Raw genomic sequence first — 16,741 nt, 5'->3', positions numbered from 1 at the left:
CGGTGCCGTTGCGGAAATGAGTTTCCGGTGCCGTTACTGGTGCTTGTAGTGCTTGATCGAGTCGTCCTTGGCGGCCTCGTCGGCGAAGCCCTGGATCTTCTTGATCGCCTCGGCCGGGGTGAGGCGGCCGGCCATCATCTCGCCCAGGCCGGACACCCCGATCTTCTCCTTCTGCAACTGCACGTACCAGTCCTGGAGACGGGGATTCACCACGTTGTCGCCGGCCTTCTCCAGGGCCGCGACACCCGACTTCAGACCCGGCGTGAGGGCGATGCCGTCGGTTCCGCCGTTGTACGCGGTCAGCGACTTCACCTTGCTCGTGAAGTTCTTCGAGGACGCCTCGCTGAGCATGATGCGCAGCTGCTCCATGCCGCCCTCGGCGTTCTTCGCCTTGGACGGGACGATGAAGGGCTCGCCACCGGAGGCCCAGATGGTGCCGAAGGGCAGCTTGTCGGAGGAGTCGAGTCCGGTGGGCGCGGAGACGGAGAGGGCGAAGTCCTTGGGGATGACGTTGGCCGACTCGTTCTCCACCCAGGAGCCGTTCGGGATGAACAGCGCCTTGCCCTGGGCCCAGGCGGTCTGCGACTGGATGTGGTCCAGACCGGGGGTGCCCTTGAGGATGTAGCCCTTCTTGAAGAGCTCGTAGTAGGCCTCGAAGCAGGCCTTGACTGCCGGGTGCTTCCAGGCGTTGGGCTCCAGGTTGTCGATGGCGTCGAGGACCTCGACGCCGCCGACCTTGCCGATCATGGGGTAGAGCGAGAACGGCAGGTAGTACGGGTACTTGCCGGCGTACGTCCAGCCCGCCATGCCCTTCTTCTTGGCCTTCGCGCAGACCGCGAGCATCTGGTCCCAGGTCTCGGGGTACTGCTCGTCGAGCGAGTCCAGGGCCTTCTGCGAGTACCAGACGCCGTAGACCGTGTAGGCGTAGTAGAAGATCCAGACCTTCTCGCCGTCGAACTGGCCCATCTCGACGATGCCGGGGCGCAGCGTGTCGCGGACCTTCTTGGCCGGGTCGTCGTAGGAGGGCGCGTCCAGCAGCGGGGTGAGGTCGGTGAGCTGGTCCTTGCCGACCAGGACGCCCATGTCCATCTGCTCGGCGCCGGAGTTGTCGATGAGGTCCGGCGGGGTGCCCTGGTTGAAGCGGGGCTGGAGCGTGGACTGGATCTTCTGGGTGGCGGAGAACTTCACCTTCACCTCGGGGAAGTTCTTCTCGTAGATCTTCACCGCGTCCTCGGCGTACTCCTTGCCGAAGCCGCCGTCGAACAGGACGAATTCCATGCCCGCGGTGTCGTTGACGCCGAGCGGGTTCTTCGCGGTCTTCTTGCCGGCCTTGGCCTTGTCGCCGCTGTCGTCGCCGCCGCTGCTGGCGCAGGCGGACAGGAAGCTCATCGTCGGTACGGAGATCAGCCCGAGCGCGGCGGACCTCTTGATCAGATCACGGCGGCCGACACCCTCGGTGCCGTGGTTCTCGGCGGAAGTGGATCCCATGCTCAAGTCCTCGCCTTCTCCAGGACTCAGGCGGTGAACCGGATCCTCCCCGGCACCGCGATCGGGTCACGCTGGGTCGTGCAGGAAAGTGCGGGTGATGACGTGCGGATGGTGTGAAGCGCCCGACAGGTATAGTCCACTTCCCGCCGACGGATCAAGATCGAACACAAGGTTGGCCGTGGGTCTTATCCGAGTTGAGACCTCGCGGAAAGTCGAGCGGTCCGTGTACTCCTCGGCGGAAATATCCCGGTCGTCACCTCCGAATGCCACAACCAACACCCTTGACACTCCCTGGCACTTGGGCAACTACTGGTCCTTGCGCCTCGAAGCTGACAACGTTGTCCACTGCGCAGGGAGGGTACCCGTTGATGCAACGGAAAGCTCGGCACAGATGGGGTTCGGCGGTCGTGTCGGCGACCGCCTTCACTTTGGCCCTGAGCTCACAGGGCGTTGCGGTCGCACTGCCCGAAGCCCCCGAGACCCCCGACCGGAGGTTCGCCTCCTCCTTCGAGCCGGACGACCCGGTTCCGGACTGGTTGAACACCGTCGACACCGCACCCGACGGCGGCAAGCGGGCCTCGGGTGTCGACGGCGGCTACAGCAGCGGCATACCGGGCAATGTGACCGACCATGTGACCGACGTCCGGGCCAGTGACGAGAACACGGGCGGGGGCGAGGTGAAGGAGAACCTCGTCGACGGCGAGCCGAGCACCAAGTGGCTCACCTTCGAGCCCACCGGCTGGGCCGAGTTCGACCTGGACAAACCAGTCAAACTGGTGCGTTATGCACTGACGTCGGCCAACGACCACGACGAACGCGATCCGAAGGACTGGACCCTGAAGGGCTCCGCCGACGGCAAGGACTGGAAGACCCTCGACTCCCGCTCCGGCGAGTCCTTCTCCGAGCGGTTCCAGACGAAGACGTACGACATCGCGGAGCCCGCCGAGTACCGGCACTTCCGGCTCGACATCACCGGCAACAACGGCGGCGACATCCTCCAGCTCGCCGACCTCCAGCTGTCCACGGGCGGCAGTGACGGACCCGTCCCGCAGGACATGCTCTCCCTCGTCGACCGCGGCCCGAGCGGCTCCCCCACCGCCAAGGCGGGCGCCGGGTTCACCGGGAACCGGGCCCTGCGCTACGCCGGCCGGCACACCGCCGACGGGCGGGCCTACTCGTACAACAAGGTCTTCGACGTGAATGTGGCCGTCGGCCGGGACACGCGGCTGGGCTACCGGATCTTCCCGTCGATGGCGGACGGCGACCTCGACTACGACGCGACGAACGTCTCCGTCGACCTCGCCTTCACCGACGGCACCCATCTGAGCGAGCTGCGCGCCACCGACCAGCACGGCTTCCCGCTGACGCCGCGGGGGCAGGGCGAGGCGAAGATCCTCTACGTCAACCAGTGGAACAACGTGGCCTCGCGGATCGGGTCGGTCGCGGCCGGGAAGACCGTGGACCGGATCCTGGTGGCGTACGACTCCCCCAAGGGCCCGGCGAAGTTCCGGGGCTGGCTGGACGACGTGACCATCGAGTCCGCCGCTCCCGAGCGCCCGAAGGCGCATCTGTCCGACTACGCGGTGACGACGCGCGGCACCAACTCCAGCGGCGGTTTCTCGAGGGGCAACAACTTCCCGGCGACGGCGGTGCCGCACGGCTTCAACTTCTGGACGCCGGTGACCAACGCGGGCTCGCTGAGCTGGCTGTACGACTACGCACGCGCGAACAACGCGGACAACCTGCCGACGATCCAGGCGTTCAGCGCGAGCCACGAGCCGAGCCCCTGGATGGGCGACCGGCAGACCTTCCAGGTGATGCCGTCCATCGCGGCAGGCACCCCCGACCTCGGCCGGGAGGCACGGGAGCTGGCCTTCCGGCACGAGAACGAGACCGCGCGGCCCTACTACTACGGGGTGCGGTTCGAGAACGGGCTGAAGGCCGAGATGACGCCGACCGACCACGCGGCGGCCCTGCGCTTCACCTACCCCGGCGACGACACGAGCGTCCTCTTCGACAACGTCACCGACCAGGCGGGCCTGACCCTCGACAAGGAGAACGGGATCGTCACCGGCTACTCGGACGTGAAGTCCGGGCTGTCCACGGGCGCGACCCGGCTGTTCGTCTACGGCGCGTTCGACAAGCCGGTGATCGAGGGCTCCTCGTCCGGAGTCAAGGGCCACCTGCGTTTCAAGGCCGACGACCGGACCGTCACCCTGCGCCTGGCGACCTCGCTCATCAGCGTCGACCAGGCGAAGGACAACCTCCGCCAGGAGATCCCCGAAGGCAGGTCCTTCGAGGCCGTCAAGAAGAGCGCCCAGCGGCAGTGGGACCGGCTGCTCGGCAAGGTGGAGGTCGAGGGCGCGACACCGGACCAGCTGACCACGCTGTACTCCAGCCTCTACCGGCTGTACCTGTACCCGAACTCCGGTTTCGAGAAGGTCGGCGGGAAGCACCAGTACGCCTCGCCCTTCTCCCCCATGCCGAACCCGGACACCCCGACGCACACCGGCGCGAAGATCGTCGACGGCAAGGTGTACGTCAACAACGGCTTCTGGGACACCTACCGGACGACCTGGCCGGCGTACTCGTTCCTGACTCCGTCACGGGCCGGTGAGCTGGTCGACGGCTTCGTGCAGCAGTACAAGGACGGCGGCTGGACCTCGCGCTGGTCCTCCCCCGGCTACGCGGACCTCATGACGGGCACGTCCTCGGACGTGGCGTTCGCGGACGCGTACGTCAAGGGCGTCGACTTCGACGCGAAGGCGGCGTACGACGCGGCCGTGAAGAACGCGACGGTGGTCCCCCCGAACCCGGGCGTCGGCCGCAAGGGCATGACCACCTCCCCCTTCCTCGGCTACACCAGCACCGAGACGCACGAGGGCCTGTCCTGGGCACTGGAGGGCTACCTCAACGACTACGGCATCTCCCGGATGGGCCGGAAGCTCTACGAGGAGACCGGCGAGCGGCGCTACAAGGAGGAGTCGGAGTACTTCCTGAACCGCGCCCGGGACTATGTGAACCTCTTCGACACCAAGGCCGGCTTCTTCCAGGGCAAGGACGCCAAGGGTGACTGGCGGGTCGAGTCCTCGAAGTACGACCCGCGGGTCTGGGGCCACGACTACACCGAGACCAACGGGTACGGATACGCGTTCACCGCCCCTCAGGACAGCCGGGGCCTGGCCAACCTGTACGGCGGCCGGAAGGGCCTCGCCGACAAGCTCGACGGCTACTTCTCCACGCCCGAGACGGCCTCCCCCGAGTTCGTCGGCTCCTACGGCGGTGTCATCCACGAGATGACCGAGGCGCGGGACGTGCGGATGGGTATGTACGGGCACTCCAACCAGGTCGCCCACCACGCGATCTACATGTACGACGCGGCCGGGCAGCCCTGGAAGGCGCAGAAGAACGTCCGCGAGGTGCTGTCGCGCCTGTACACGGGCAGCGAGATCGGCCAGGGCTACCACGGCGACGAGGACAACGGCGAGCAGTCGGCCTGGTACCTCTTCTCCGCACTCGGCTTCTACCCGCTGGTGATGGGCAGCGGCGAGTACGCGATCGGCTCACCGCTGTTCACGAAGGCGACCGTGCACCTGGAGAACGGGCGCGAGCTCGTGGTGAAGGCGCCCCGGAACAGCGCGAAGAACGTGTATGTGCAGGGGCTGAAGGTCAACGGCCGCACCTGGACGAAGACCTCGCTCCCCCACTCCATGGTCGCCAAGGGCGGTGTCCTGGAGTTCGACATGGGCCCGCGGCCGTCGTCCTGGGGCACGGGCAAGCACGCCGCGCCCGTGTCGATCACCCGGGACGACAAGGTGCCGGCGCCCCGCGCGGACGTGCTGAAGGGCGAGGGTGCCCTGTTCGACGACACGTCGGCGACGGACACGGCTGTGACGTCCGTGGATCTTCCGGTCCCGGAGGGCGCCAAGGCGTTCCAGTACACACTCACGTCGTCGGCGGACCGGGCGAAGGCACCGGCGGGCTGGACGCTCCAGGGCTCCTCCGACGGCACGACCTGGCGGACGCTGGACCGGCGCTCCGATGAGTCCTTCGCATGGGACAGGCAGACACGCGCGTTCACGGTGAGGTCACCGGGTACGTACGAGAAATACCGCCTGGTCCTCGACGGCGAGGGCACGCTGGCGGAGGTCGAACTGCTCTCCTGAGCAATCGAGTTGGGGGTCTCATGCCGCTTCCCGTGCCCGTCCTGCCCGAGGGTGTCGACCCGGCCTGGCTGCCGCCCGCCGCCTTCCGCGCGGTGGGCGGCGGGCGGACGCTGATCCGTGGATCGGATCCGCTGGTGGAGACGGTGCACGGAGAGGTGGCGGAGGCCTGCCGGCGGTTCGGGGGCCGGGTCGTGCGCGACGCCGAGCCGGAGGGCGGCGCGTACGACCTGGTCCTCGGCCTCGGCGTCCATGACCTCGGAGACGAGGACTTCACGGTCGCCCGGGAGAACGGCACGACGACCGTCACCGCCTCGGGCGGACGCGGGCTGCTCTACGGCCTGTTCCATGTCGTACGGCTCGGGGAGACGGCGTTCACCGGCGAGCGGGCCCGGGAGACCCATCGCCCCGCTCTCGCCCTGCGCATGCTCGACCACTGGGACAACGTCGCCGTGCACCCGGTCATGGGCCAGGTGGAACGCGGGTACGCCGGCGGCTCGCTGTTCTGGGAGGACGGGCGGGCGCGCGGGGACCTGGAACGGGTGCGGGCGTACGGCAGACTGCTGGCGGCGTGCGGGATCAACGCGGTCGCCGTCAACAACGTCAATGTGCACGAGACAGAGGCGCGTCTGCTGACCGACCGGATCGGCGAGGTCGCCGCGATCGCCGATGTGCTGCGGCCCTATGGGGTCCGCACCCACCTGTCGGTGTCCTTCGCCGCGCCGGTGGTGCTCGGCGGCCTGCCCACGGCCGATCCCCTCGACCGGGCGGTGCGCGACTGGTGGTCCACAGCGACACGGCGGGTCCACGAGGCCATTCCCGACTTCGGCGGGTACGTGGTGAAGGCCGACTCGGAGGGGCAGCCGGGGCCGTTCGGCTACGGCCGCAGCCACGCCGACGGGGCGAACCTGCTGGCCGCCGCGCTGGAACCGTACGGCGGCACCGTGCACTGGAGGGCGTTCGTCTACGACCACTGCCAGGACTGGCGGGACCGGAGGACGGACCGGGCCCGGGCCGCCTACGACCACTTCGTGCCGCTGGACGGCGAGTTCGCGGCCAACGCCGTGCTCCAGGTGAAGCACGGGCCGATCGACTTCCAGGTGCGCGAGCCGGTCTCGCCGCTGATCGGGGCGATGCCCGGCACCCGGCTGGCGGTGGAGCTGCAGGCCACCCAGGAGTACACCGGGCAGCAGCGGCATGTCTGCTGGCTGGGGCCGATGTGGAGCGAGGTGCTGCGGTTCCCGGCTGAACAGGGGTCTTCTGTCGGTGAGTTGGCGCGGGGCGGGCTGATCGCCGTGTCCAACGCCGGCGACGACCCGTTCTGGACCGGGCATCCCCTCGCCCAGGCGAACCTCTACACCTTCGGGCGGCTGGCCTGGCAGCCCGATGCCGAGCCGGGCGAGGTGCTCGACGAGTGGATCGGGCTCACCTTCGGTCCGGGGCCGGCGGAAGGGCTGCACGCCGTGCTCGACGGCTCGTGGCGGACGTACGAGAAGTACACCGCTCCCCTCGGCGTGGGCTTCATGGTGCAGCCGGGGCACCACTACGGGCCGAGCGTGGACGGCTACGAGTACAGCCCGTGGGGGACCTACCACTTCGCCGACCGGGACGGCATCGGCGTCGACCGCAGCGTGGCGACCGGCACGGGCTACGCCGGGCAGTACGCCAAGCCGTGGGCCGAACTGTACGAGTCTCCGGACACCTGCCCCGACGAGCTGCTGCTGTTCTTCCACCACGTGCCGTACGGGCACACCCTGCGCAGCGGCAAGACGGTGGTCCAGCACATCTACGACACGCACTTCGAGGGCGTGGCGGAGGTCGAGGAGGCCCGGGAGGTGTGGGCCTCACTGGCCGGGCTGGTGGATCCGGTGCGCCATGCGCGGGTGGCGGAGCGGTACGAGGAGCAGCTCCGTAGTGCCCGCGAGTGGCGCGACCAGATCAACAGCTACTTCCTGCGCAAGTCCGGGGTGCCGGACGAGCGGGGGCGGCGGATCTACTGAAGGATCGCCACGCCCAAGGGGTCGAGGACCAGGGGTTCGCCCTGGTCCACGCGCTTGCCGGTGAGCAGGTCGGTGGCGGTGGCGTGGGCGGTGAGGCGGGCCGGTTCGGGGGCGTGGTTGAGGAGGAAGAGCAGGCGGGTGCCGTCGGGGGCGACACGGGTCGCCGTCTCGACCGCCGGGTGGCCGGCGTAGGGGCCGAGCAGATCGTGGCGGGTCAGGATCCGGCGGACGATCTCGTCGACGCCCGGCTGGTCGAGGGCGGTGGCGACGTACCAGCCCTCGCCCTCGCCGAAGCGGTTGCGGGTCACGGCCGGGGTGCCCGCGTAGAAGTCGGTGCCGTACGTGGCGACCGGCTCGGCGCCTCGCGGGAGCACGATCTCGAAGACGAGTCGCGCCTCTGCCCCCAGCTCCGGGACGGTCTGGGCGAACTCCGGCGCTCGGGCGTCCCACTCGTCGACGCGGACGCCCATGAGGGGGGCGAGCGGGCCGGGGACGTCGGTGAGGAAGGCCCGGTCGTGCTCGTCGACGCGGCCGGAGAGGAAGGTGGTCAGGACCGTGCCGCCGCGCGCGGCCACGGCTTCGAGACGGGTGGCGAGGTCGCCCTTGACCATGTGCAGGGCGGGCGCGAGCACCACGTCGTAGCGCGTGAGGTCGGCGGTCTGCGGGATGACGTCCACGTCGGCGCCGGCCTGGCGGGCGGCCCGGTAGTAGGCGTGGACCACGTCCGGGTATTTGACCAGCCGGGACGGGCCGTCGGAGATCTCCAGGGCCCACCAGCTGTCCCAGTCGAAGAGAAGGGCGGTGCGGGCCGGGGTGCGGGCGCCCAGCGTCCGGTCGCCCAGACTCTCCAACTCCCGTCCCAGTCCGGCGACTTCGCGAAAGACGCGGGTGTCGTCGCGACCCGCGTGGCCGATGACCGCCCCGTGGTACTTCTCGCAGGCGCCCCGTGAGGCGCGCATCTGGAAGTAGAGGGCGGCGTCCGCGCCGTGGGCGACGGCCTGGAAGGTGGCGAGTCGGAGCTCGCCGGGCCGCCGGAGCGGGTTGACGTCACGGCAGGCGGTGGTGGAGGGCGTCTGCTCCATCAGCCAGAAGGGCGCGCCGTCCTTCAGGCCGCGCATCAGGTCGTGGGCGAGGGCGGGCCGGGTCGGCGGGGCGTCGAGGGGCGGGTAGCTGTCCCAGGAGGCGAAGTCGAGGTGGGGCGCCCAGCGGTGGTAGTCGAGGGGGCGAAAGGTGCCCATGAAGTTGGTGGTGACGGGCGTGTCGGGGTCATGGGCGCGGATCACCTCCTTCTCGGCGAGGAAGCAGCCGAGGAGGGCGTCCGTGGTGAAGCGGAAGTAGTCGAGGGTGATGCCCTGGAAGGCGGTGTGGTCGGGGCCGCGCCAGTGCTCGGTGAGGGCGTTGGGCGGCTCGATCTGGTCCCAGTCGGTGTAGCGGTGCGACCAGAAGGAGGTCCACCAGGCGTCGTTGAGGGCGTCGAGGGTGCCGTGCCGGTCCCGTAGCCACTCCCGGAACGCCTCGGCGCACAGCTCGCAGTAACAGGCGCCGCCGTACTCGTTGTTGATGTGCCAGGCGAGCAGGGCCGGGTGGTGCGCGTACCGTTCGGCGAGGCGGGAGGCCACGGCGGTGGCGTGCTCGCGGTACGCCGGTGAGCTGGGGCAGAAGTTGTGGCGCTGGCCGTAGCGGTGGCGGCGGCCCTCGAAGTCGGTGCGGTTGACCTCGGGGTACCGCTTGGCGAGCCAGGGCGGGAGGGCGGCGGTGCCGGTGGCCAGGCAGATCTGGCGGCCCTCGGCGGCGGCGCGGTCCAGGATGCGGTCCAGGACCGTGAAGTCGTAGCTGTCCGGGGCCGGTTGGGTGAGCGACCAGGTGAAGACGCCGACGGTGAGCGTGTCGATGCCGGACCTGGTGAACAGGCAGTGGTCGTCGTCCCAGACGTCCTCGGGCCACTGCTCGGGGTTGTAGTCGCCGCCGTACGGGATCTTGGGGGTGCGGGGCGCGGTCATGCCGTGAACTCCTCCTGGGTCTCGGTGATCACCGTGCGGCTGCCGTGCAGCAGGGACAGCAGCAGCGGGGCGGCCAGCAGGGCGGGCAGGGCCTCGGTCAGCAGGGTGGTCAGCGCGGCCGTCAGGATCAGCAGGGAGGCGGCGGCGAGGGTGGCGCGGCCGTGCCGGAACAGGAAGTACCCGGCGAGGCGGGCGGTGTCCCGGGCTCGGAAGGCGAAGAGCGAGGTGAGAACGAGGGCGTGCGCGCCCCAGAGGAGGCCGAAGGCGCCGATCGCCGCGAGCAGCAGCGCCCACCAGCCGGGCAGGCCGGTGGCGGAGAAGTGGGTGAGGGTGAAGGTGATGACCGTCAGCCAGGCCAGCAGGGGCGTCCACAGCTTCAGGGCCGGTACGGCGTTGAGCCGCCAGCCGCGCAGGTAGGCGCGGGCCGGACGCAGCTCGGTGAGATCGCGGCTGCGGTGGTGAAGGGCGTAGAGGGCGGCGGACAGGGCCGGTCCGAGGGGCAGCAGACACAGGGCCGCGAGCGGGAGGTTGGCGGGGTCGGGGCCGAGCAGGAGCAGGCCTGCCAGGCCCGGGGAGGCGGTGAGGAGCAGCAGCGCCTCGACGGTCAGGACGGTGTGGATCAGGGCGGAGGCGCGGGAGAGGGCGCCGGTGCCGAAGTCGGACGTGCGTACGGTGCTCATGCCGTCACCTCCCTGCCGAGCAGGCGCCGTTCGTCCCACCAGGGCGGGGTCTCGTCGTCGACGGGCGTGAGCTCGACGAGGGTGATTTCGTGGCGGCTCAGGGTGAGGGGCAGGTCGACGCGGCCGTCCTCGGTGGTCAGCCGCCGGTGGGTGCGCGCGGGCTCGGCGGCCTCGTGCAGGACGTCGAGCTGTCCGGGTTTCGGGGAGGCCGGGCTGCCCATGTGCCGCCAGGCCGTGTACGCGTTGCCCCGCTCCTCGTCCACGGAGGAACGGCGGACGAACACCTCGCCGCCGGACACCGGCAGGGACAGGCGCAGGGTGTGCCGGTCGGGGCCGGGTGTCTCGCCGGTCGGGTCGACGGGTGCCCAGGCCAGGACGGTGACCCGGCCGTCGGGGTGCCGGGTGACCAGGTGGTCGTCGCCGCGCGCGAGCAGGTCGGGGCCCATCCGGGCCATGAAGGCGTAGAGGTGGTACGTCGGCTTGCGCACCTGCCGGTGGGTGAGCAGGCCGAACCCGCCGTGGAACAGGGCGGTCGGTACCCCTGCCTCCTCGAAGACGTCGCTGAACGTCCAGTAGGAGAAGGAGTCGGCGTGCTCGCCGCCGTTCGCCACGACCGGGGCGAGGTAGGCGGCGTGGAAGGCGGTGTCGTGCACCGGGTTGTCGGGCCGGTAGGAGGAGTTGAACTCGGTTATATGCACCGGGAGTTCGGCGTACCGGGTCCCTGCCAGCTGTCGTCTCGGCGTGGCGAACTGGTCGAGCAGCCGGCTCGCGGGTGCCAGGGTCTGGTGGACGCCGAACGGCACGTGCTGGGCGGGCCCGGAGCTGTAGGCATGCCGGGAGACGAAGTCCAGCGGCACGTCGTGACGGTCGGTGAACTCGGCGAACCGCTCCAGCCACTCGTCCGCGCCCGGCGAGATCGCCGGCCCGCCGACCTGGATCCCGGCGTCCACCTCCTTCACGGCGTGCGCGGTCACCTCGTACAGCCGGTGGTAGGCCTTCTCGTCGGCGTCCTGCCAGAAGTCGGGCAGGTTGGGTTCGTTCCACACCTCGACGGGCCAGGTGCGGACCTCGTCGAGGCCGTAGCGGTCGACGAGGTGGGCGAGGAGGGCACGGACCAGGTCGGCCCACTCCTGGTGGGAGCGGGGCGGCGTGACGTTGCCGCGCCACCAGAACACGGTCTGCTCGCCCGAGGCCAGCTCGCCCGGCATGAAGCCGAGTTCGAGGAAGGGCCGGATGCCGAGACCGAGGTAGGCGTCGAGGACCTGGTCGACGTGGGTGAAGGAGTGCCGGACGTGCCGGCGGCCCTGCCACTCGTAGGGGCGGTACACCGCCATGCCGTCGCTGAGCAGCCCGTGGCCCCGGATGTACCGGAAGCCGATGTCGCGCCGCAGGACCTTCAGCGACTCCTGGTAGTCGCTGCGCAGGGCGAGTTCGAGTCGGCCGGTGCCGACGCAACCGCGCCAGGCGTCGGTGAGCCGGCCGCTCGGCGCATCGGGGACGCGGAGGATCACCCGTTCTCCTTCTTGAACCGCTCGTACGCCTTGTTGTGCAGGTCGACGAGCTGCTGCATGTTCTTCGACTTCAGCTCGGCGAGGTAGGCGTCCCACTGGGACATCGGGCGCTTGCCGAGGACGAACTGGAGGGTGTTCTGGATGACGGTGTCCTTGAGCGGGGTGTCCCAGAGGGTCGCCTGTTCCTGCTCGAAGGACTGGAGCGGGTGGGCCGGGTCGACCGGGAGCTCCTTGCGCTGGGACATGACGTCCTGGAACTTCTTCTCGTCCGGGCTGAAGTTGGAGGACACCAGCTCCCAGCTGCCGCCGTAGGTGAAGACGCCGTTGAAGAAGCCGTAGTCCTTCTGTAGGTCCTTCGGCGCGTCCGGGTCGGAGCCCATGAGCGAGATCCCGGGCTTCAGCGTGTACGTGCCGCCGGATTCGGTGTAAGTGACGCCCTCCACGCCCCACTTGCAGAACTTCTGGCCCTCGTCGGAGTACCAGAGCCAGTCCACGAACTGCATCATCGCGACGAAGGTGTCGCTCTTGAGGGCCTTGCTGGAGATCATGACGCCGTTCTCCAGCCGGATGCCGCTCAGCAGGATCGGCCCCGCCGGGCCCAGCGGCACCGGGATCATCTCGATCTTCGAGCCCTTGACCTGCTTGTTCAGGTTGTAGCGGTAGTTCTGCACCAGCTCCTGCGGATTGGCGCTGATCACATAGGACTTCTCCGCCAGCAGCTTCTGCACGGCCTGGTCGTCCTGCTGGGTGAAGCTCTCCGGGTCGAGCAGCTTCTCGGAGACGAGTCTGCGCATGTACTCGATCATGTCCCGGTACGCGTCCCGGGCACCGGTGAAGACGAACTTCTGCGCCTTGGTGTCGAAGCTGATGTTGTCGTACGTCCAGCCCGCCTTCACCCCGTAGGCCTGGCCGAGGTACTGGAACAACGCCCCGCAGGGGAAGGGGGTGTTGGTGCTCCAGCGGTCGGTCCACGGGTACTTGTCGGGGTACTCCGCCTTGAGCGCCTTGAGGACGCCGTACACCTCGTCCCAGGTCGTGGGCAGAGTGAGTCCGTGCTTGTCGAGGATGTCGGTGCGGAAGGACAGCGAGTAGCCGGACTTGGGCCTCTCGTGCAGGCCGGGCAGCAGGTAGTACTTGCCGTCGGACTGGCGGATGGAGTCGAGTTCGGGTTCGAGACTCCATTTCCTCACCTTGTCCCGGAAGTTGGGCATCAGGTCGACGTACTCGCTGACCGCGAGGATCGCCCCCGAGGACACGAAGGCGACCTCGCCGGGGTGGTACGTCTTCGGGATGATGAAGGGGGCGTCGCCCGAGCCGATGAGGACGCTGCGCTTCTTCTCGTAGTCGGCCAGCGGGACGTCGAGGGGTTTGATGGTGATCCCGGTGCGCTTGGTGACCTCCTTCCAGAACAGCCAGCTCTTCTTGAGGGGGTAGACCGGGTTGTCGTTGTGCAGCATCGAGAAGGACAGCGCCTTGGCGGCCTTGAACTGCTGGCCGGCCCGGTAGTCCTTCATCGCGCCGTTCTGCTTCTTGGTCAGGTCCTTGGAGTCGCCTCCGTCGTCGCCGCTGCCGCAGCCGGTGAGGGTGGCGAGGCCGATGAAGCCTGCGGCGGCCAGGATCTGACGCCGCGACAGCTCTCCTGCGTTCTTCACGGGGACTCCCTTGGGGCGTAGGTGAGGTGAGGGGGTGTCAGCCCTTGACCGCGCCGAGCATCACGCCCGAGACGAAGAAGCGCTGGACGAACGGGTACACGCAGATGATCGGTAGCGCGGTGAGCACGATGGTGACCGCCTGGATGCTCGCGCCGACCTGGCTGAGCTCCGCGGTGGTGGCACCGGCGTTCCCGCCGCCGGTGGCGCCCGCGATGAGGTTGCGCAGATAGACGGTGACCGGCATCAGGTCGGAGTGGTCCATGTACAGGAACGCGCTGAACCAGGAGTTCCAGAAGGACACCGTGTAGAAGAGCACCATGGTCGCGACGACCGCCTTGGACAGCGGCAGCACGATCCTGAGCAGGGTGCCGTAGGTGCTCAGTCCGTCGATCTGCGCGGCCTCCTCCAGTTCGGTCGGCAGGCTCTCGAAGAAGGCCTTCATCACCAGCAGGTTGAAGACGCTGATCGCGTTGGGCAGCGCGATCGCCCAGACGCTGTTCTTCAGGCCGAGGCTGGTGACCAGGACGTAGTTGGGGATCAGACCGCCGGTGAAGAACATCGTGAACACGGCGATGCCGACGAGCACCCCGCGCCCCTTGAGCTGCTTCTTCGACAGAACGTAGGCGTAACAGGTCGTCAGAACCATGGCGACGGCGGTGGCGACGACGGTGTAGAGCACGGTGTTGCCGTAGTTCCGCCAGAACATCGAGTCCTGGAACACGATCTTGTACGTGGTGAGGTTGAACCCTTCTGGCCACAGGGTCACTTCACCGGCACGGATCTGCCGCTCCCCGCTGAAGGACCGCGCGACGATGTTGACGAAGGGGTACAGGGTCACGACCACGACGAGGGTGAGGATCACCCCGTTGACGCCCTGGAAGACCCGATAGGAACGGCTCGGCTTCACCACAGGCTGGTCCCCACTGTGCGGCGCGAGAGCGTGTTGGCGGAGGTGATCAGGACCAGGCCGATGATCGCCTCGAACAGCCCGATGGCGGCGGCGTAGCTGAAGCTGTTGGATTCGACGCCCGCCCGGTAGACGTACGTCGAGATCACGTCGGCCGTCGGATAGGTCAGCGGGTTGTACAGCAGCAGGACCTTCTCGAAGCCGACGGCCATGAAGGTGCCGACGTTGAGGATCAGCAGCGTGATCATGGTGGGGCGGATGCCGGGCAGGGTGACGTGCCAGATCTGCTGCCAGCGGTTGGCGCCGTCGATGCGCGCGGCCTCGTACAGGTCCTCGTCGATGGTGGTGAGCGCGGCGAGGTAGAGGATCGTGCCCCAGCCGGCGGTCTGCCAGATCTCCGAGCCGACGTAGATCGTGCGGAACCACTCGGGTTCCTGGATGAAGCGGATCTTGTCGTGGCCGAGCCAGCCGAGGACGTGGTTGACCGGGCCGTCGGTGGCGAGCATCTGCATGGTCAGACCCGCGACGATCACGATCGACAAGAAATGCGGAAGGTACGACACCGACTGCACGAACCGCTTCAGGGAGCGCCGCCGGACCTCGTTGAGCAGCAGGGCGAGAACGATCGGAATCGGGAAGCAGAACACCAGCGTGAGCCCGCCGAGCCACAGGGTGTTGCGGAACACCTGCCAGAACGTCGGGTCGCTGAGGAACATGCGCACATAGCGCAGGCCCACCCAGTCCTCGCCGAACATCGAACCGCCGGGCTCGAAGCGGCGGAAGGCGATCACATTGCCGACCATCGGCAGATAGCGGAAGACCAGGAAGAACAGCAGCGGCAGGATCGCCAGTGAGTACAACTGCCAGTCGCGGCGCAGCGCCCGACGCCAGCCGGTCCGGGCGGAGACCCGGTTGCCGCGTCGGGGTGCGGCCCGTGCCGGAGGCGGGTCCTGGGTGCCCGGCGGGGCCGACGTGGTGGACGTGCTCATTGCTCGGGCCTCCCGTGGGCAAGGGACGCGGAACCGAAACTTTCGAGCTCTTACCGGTAACTTCGCGGCAACCTAAGGGCAGCAGAAAGCGCTGTCAATGGGTGCTGCGGCAGTCAGGTGGGGCGTCCATGCCGCGTTGGAATCCCATCGAACCTGGGTAGACCCCGGAGATCCGCCGCCCATCGTCCGTCGCAAGTTTCTGGATGACCACCGACTCCTGCGAGGTGTCGCCGTGCCCGCTTTCGACCTGCCGCTGACGGAACTGGAGCGTCATCGCCCGGACTTGGAGGAGCCCGCCGACTTCGACGCGTTCTGGCTGAGCACGTTGAAGGAGGCCGGGCAGGCGGATCCGCTGGTGTCGGTGCGGCCGGTGGAGACGGGGCTTCGGCTGACACGGACCTGGGACGTGACGTTCCGGGGTTTCGCGGGCGATCCGGTACGGGCGTGGTTCAGCCGCCCCGCCGGGGTCGGTGAACCCCTGCCCGCCGTGGTCGAGTTCGCCGGGTACGGGCGCGGGCGCGGGCTTCCGCATGAGCGTCTGACGTGGGTGAACGCCGGGTACGCGCATCTGCTCATGGACAACCGCGGCCAGGGCGACCAGTACGGGTGCGGTGGCGACACCCCCGATCCACACGCCGGGGCGCCGGGCGGGCCCGGGCCGGCCGTGCGCGGACTGCTCGCGCCCGACGACTATCACTACCGGCGCCTGATCACCGACGCGGTGCGGGCGGTCTCGGCGGTACGGGCACTGCCCGGCGTGGACGCCGGGCGGACCGTCGCGGCCGGCAACAGCCAGGGGGGCGGAGTGGCGTTGGCAGTCGCGGGGCTAGTCCCCGACCTGGCGGCGCTGCTCGTCACCGCCCCGCTGCTGTGCGGGATCCGGCGGGCCCTGGACCTCACGGACGCGGGGCCGTACGGGGAGATCGCCGCGTATCTGTCCGTCCATCGGGGCGCCGAGCGAGAGGCGTATCGCACGCTGTCCTATGTGGAGGGCATCTCCTTCGCCCGCCGGGCCTCGGCCCCCGCCCACTTCGGCGTGGGCTTGCGGGACACGGTGTGTCCTCCGAGTGGGGCGTACGGGGCGTTCAACGTCTACGGGGAGTCGGCGGGGGCGGCCCCGGTGAAGGAGATCCATGCCTACCCGTTCAATGGGCATGAGGGCGGGGACGCGGTGCATGTGCGGCGTCAGCTGGGGTGGGCGGCGGGGGTGGTCGGGGGTGCGTCGCGGCCCGTCCGCCTCACCGCACAGGACACGTCCTAGGTCGTGTCCGCAAAGTCAGGGGAGCCAGAGTCGTAGGCAGGCGAGGGTGACCATGGCTTCATAGTGGCGGGCGCGTTTGTCGTAGCGGGT

At 68.9% G+C, this 16,741-nt stretch carries 10 protein-coding genes; 3 read left to right on the top strand and 7 right to left on the bottom strand.

Annotation, left to right across the window (positions count from 1 at the left end; all coding sequences use genetic code 11):
* Nucleotides 1–33: 33 nt before the first annotated feature.
* Nucleotides 34–1,488, bottom strand: coding sequence for an N-acetylglucosamine/diacetylchitobiose ABC transporter substrate-binding protein (gene ngcE, locus ACFT32_RS31200; protein WP_382495964.1), 1,455 nt, complete (start codon nt 1,486–1,488; stop codon nt 34–36).
* Nucleotides 1,489–1,856: 368 nt separating this feature from the next.
* Between ngcE and ACFT32_RS31195 the strand changes: the two genes are divergently transcribed.
* Together ACFT32_RS31195 and ACFT32_RS31190 are read left to right on the top strand one after the other, a co-directional pair.
* Nucleotides 1,857–5,654 (top strand): GH92 family glycosyl hydrolase, encoded by a 3,798-nt coding sequence (locus tag ACFT32_RS31195; protein WP_382495963.1) that lies wholly within the window; start codon nt 1,857–1,859, stop codon nt 5,652–5,654.
* Nucleotides 5,655–5,674: 20 nt separating this feature from the next.
* A complete protein-coding gene (locus ACFT32_RS31190; protein ID WP_382495961.1) occupies nt 5,675–7,651 on the top strand; it encodes an alpha-glucuronidase in 1,977 nt (658 codons plus the stop codon).
* On the opposite strand, the gene ACFT32_RS31185 is transcribed toward ACFT32_RS31190, so the two are convergent.
* Genes ACFT32_RS31185 through ACFT32_RS31160 form a run of 6 tightly spaced genes read right to left on the bottom strand, consistent with a single transcriptional unit; the run spans nt 7,645 to nt 15,390 of the window.
* The gene (locus ACFT32_RS31185) at nt 7,645–9,651 is read right to left on the bottom strand and encodes a beta-galactosidase (protein WP_382495959.1); all 2,007 of its coding nucleotides are present in this window, start codon (nt 9,649–9,651) and stop codon (nt 7,645–7,647) included. The genes ACFT32_RS31190 and ACFT32_RS31185 overlap by 7 nt on opposite strands.
* The gene (locus ACFT32_RS31180) at nt 9,648–10,331 is read right to left on the bottom strand and encodes a hypothetical protein (protein ID WP_382495957.1); all 684 of its coding nucleotides are present in this window, start codon (nt 10,329–10,331) and stop codon (nt 9,648–9,650) included. Before ACFT32_RS31180 ends, ACFT32_RS31185 begins: the two co-directional genes overlap by 4 nt.
* Nucleotides 10,328–11,839: a xylan 1,4-beta-xylosidase gene (locus ACFT32_RS31175; protein ID WP_382496673.1), complete on the bottom strand. Its 1,512-nt coding sequence runs from the start codon at nt 11,837–11,839 to the stop codon at nt 10,328–10,330. Before ACFT32_RS31175 ends, ACFT32_RS31180 begins: the two co-directional genes overlap by 4 nt.
* A complete protein-coding gene (locus ACFT32_RS31170) occupies nt 11,839–13,494 on the bottom strand; it encodes an extracellular solute-binding protein (protein WP_382495955.1) in 1,656 nt (551 codons plus the stop codon). The genes ACFT32_RS31175 and ACFT32_RS31170 overlap by 1 nt, the downstream gene beginning before the upstream one ends.
* A 37-nt stretch (nt 13,495–13,531) precedes the next feature.
* Nucleotides 13,532–14,404, bottom strand: coding sequence for a carbohydrate ABC transporter permease (locus tag ACFT32_RS31165; RefSeq protein ID WP_382495953.1), 873 nt, complete (start codon nt 14,402–14,404; stop codon nt 13,532–13,534).
* Entirely contained in the window at nt 14,398–15,390 is a 993-nt protein-coding gene (locus tag ACFT32_RS31160; protein WP_382495952.1) for an ABC transporter permease, read from the bottom strand. Before ACFT32_RS31160 ends, ACFT32_RS31165 begins: the two co-directional genes overlap by 7 nt.
* A 232-nt stretch (nt 15,391–15,622) precedes the next feature.
* On the opposite strand from ACFT32_RS31160, the gene ACFT32_RS31155 reads away from it, so the two are divergent.
* Nucleotides 15,623–16,651, top strand: coding sequence for an acetylxylan esterase (locus ACFT32_RS31155; RefSeq protein ID WP_382495950.1), 1,029 nt, complete (start codon nt 15,623–15,625; stop codon nt 16,649–16,651).
* Nucleotides 16,652–16,741: the final 90 nt, after the last annotated feature.

The organism is Streptomyces sp. NPDC057002 (genome assembly GCF_042673825.1).
In the GTDB taxonomy this organism is placed as follows: Bacteria; Actinomycetota; Actinomycetes; order Streptomycetales; family Streptomycetaceae; genus Streptomyces.
The sequence above is the reverse complement of the archived record's forward strand: the minus strand, read 5'-3'. Positions and strand labels throughout refer to the sequence as shown.

Bases quoted from the DNA above. Each gene is read 5' to 3' on its own strand.
- ngcE (WP_382495964.1), bottom strand. From the start codon at position 1,488: ATGGGATCCACTTCCGCCGAGAACCACGGCACCGAGGGTGTCGGCCGC.
- ACFT32_RS31195 (WP_382495963.1), top strand. From the start codon at position 1,857: ATGCAACGGAAAGCTCGGCACAGATGGGGTTCGGCGGTCGTGTCGGCG.
- ACFT32_RS31190 (WP_382495961.1), top strand. From the start codon at position 5,675: ATGCCGCTTCCCGTGCCCGTCCTGCCCGAGGGTGTCGACCCGGCCTGG.
- ACFT32_RS31185 (WP_382495959.1), bottom strand. From the start codon at position 9,651: ATGACCGCGCCCCGCACCCCCAAGATCCCGTACGGCGGCGACTACAAC.
- ACFT32_RS31180 (WP_382495957.1), bottom strand. From the start codon at position 10,331: ATGAGCACCGTACGCACGTCCGACTTCGGCACCGGCGCCCTCTCCCGC.
- ACFT32_RS31160 (WP_382495952.1), bottom strand. From the start codon at position 15,390: ATGAGCACGTCCACCACGTCGGCCCCGCCGGGCACCCAGGACCCGCCT.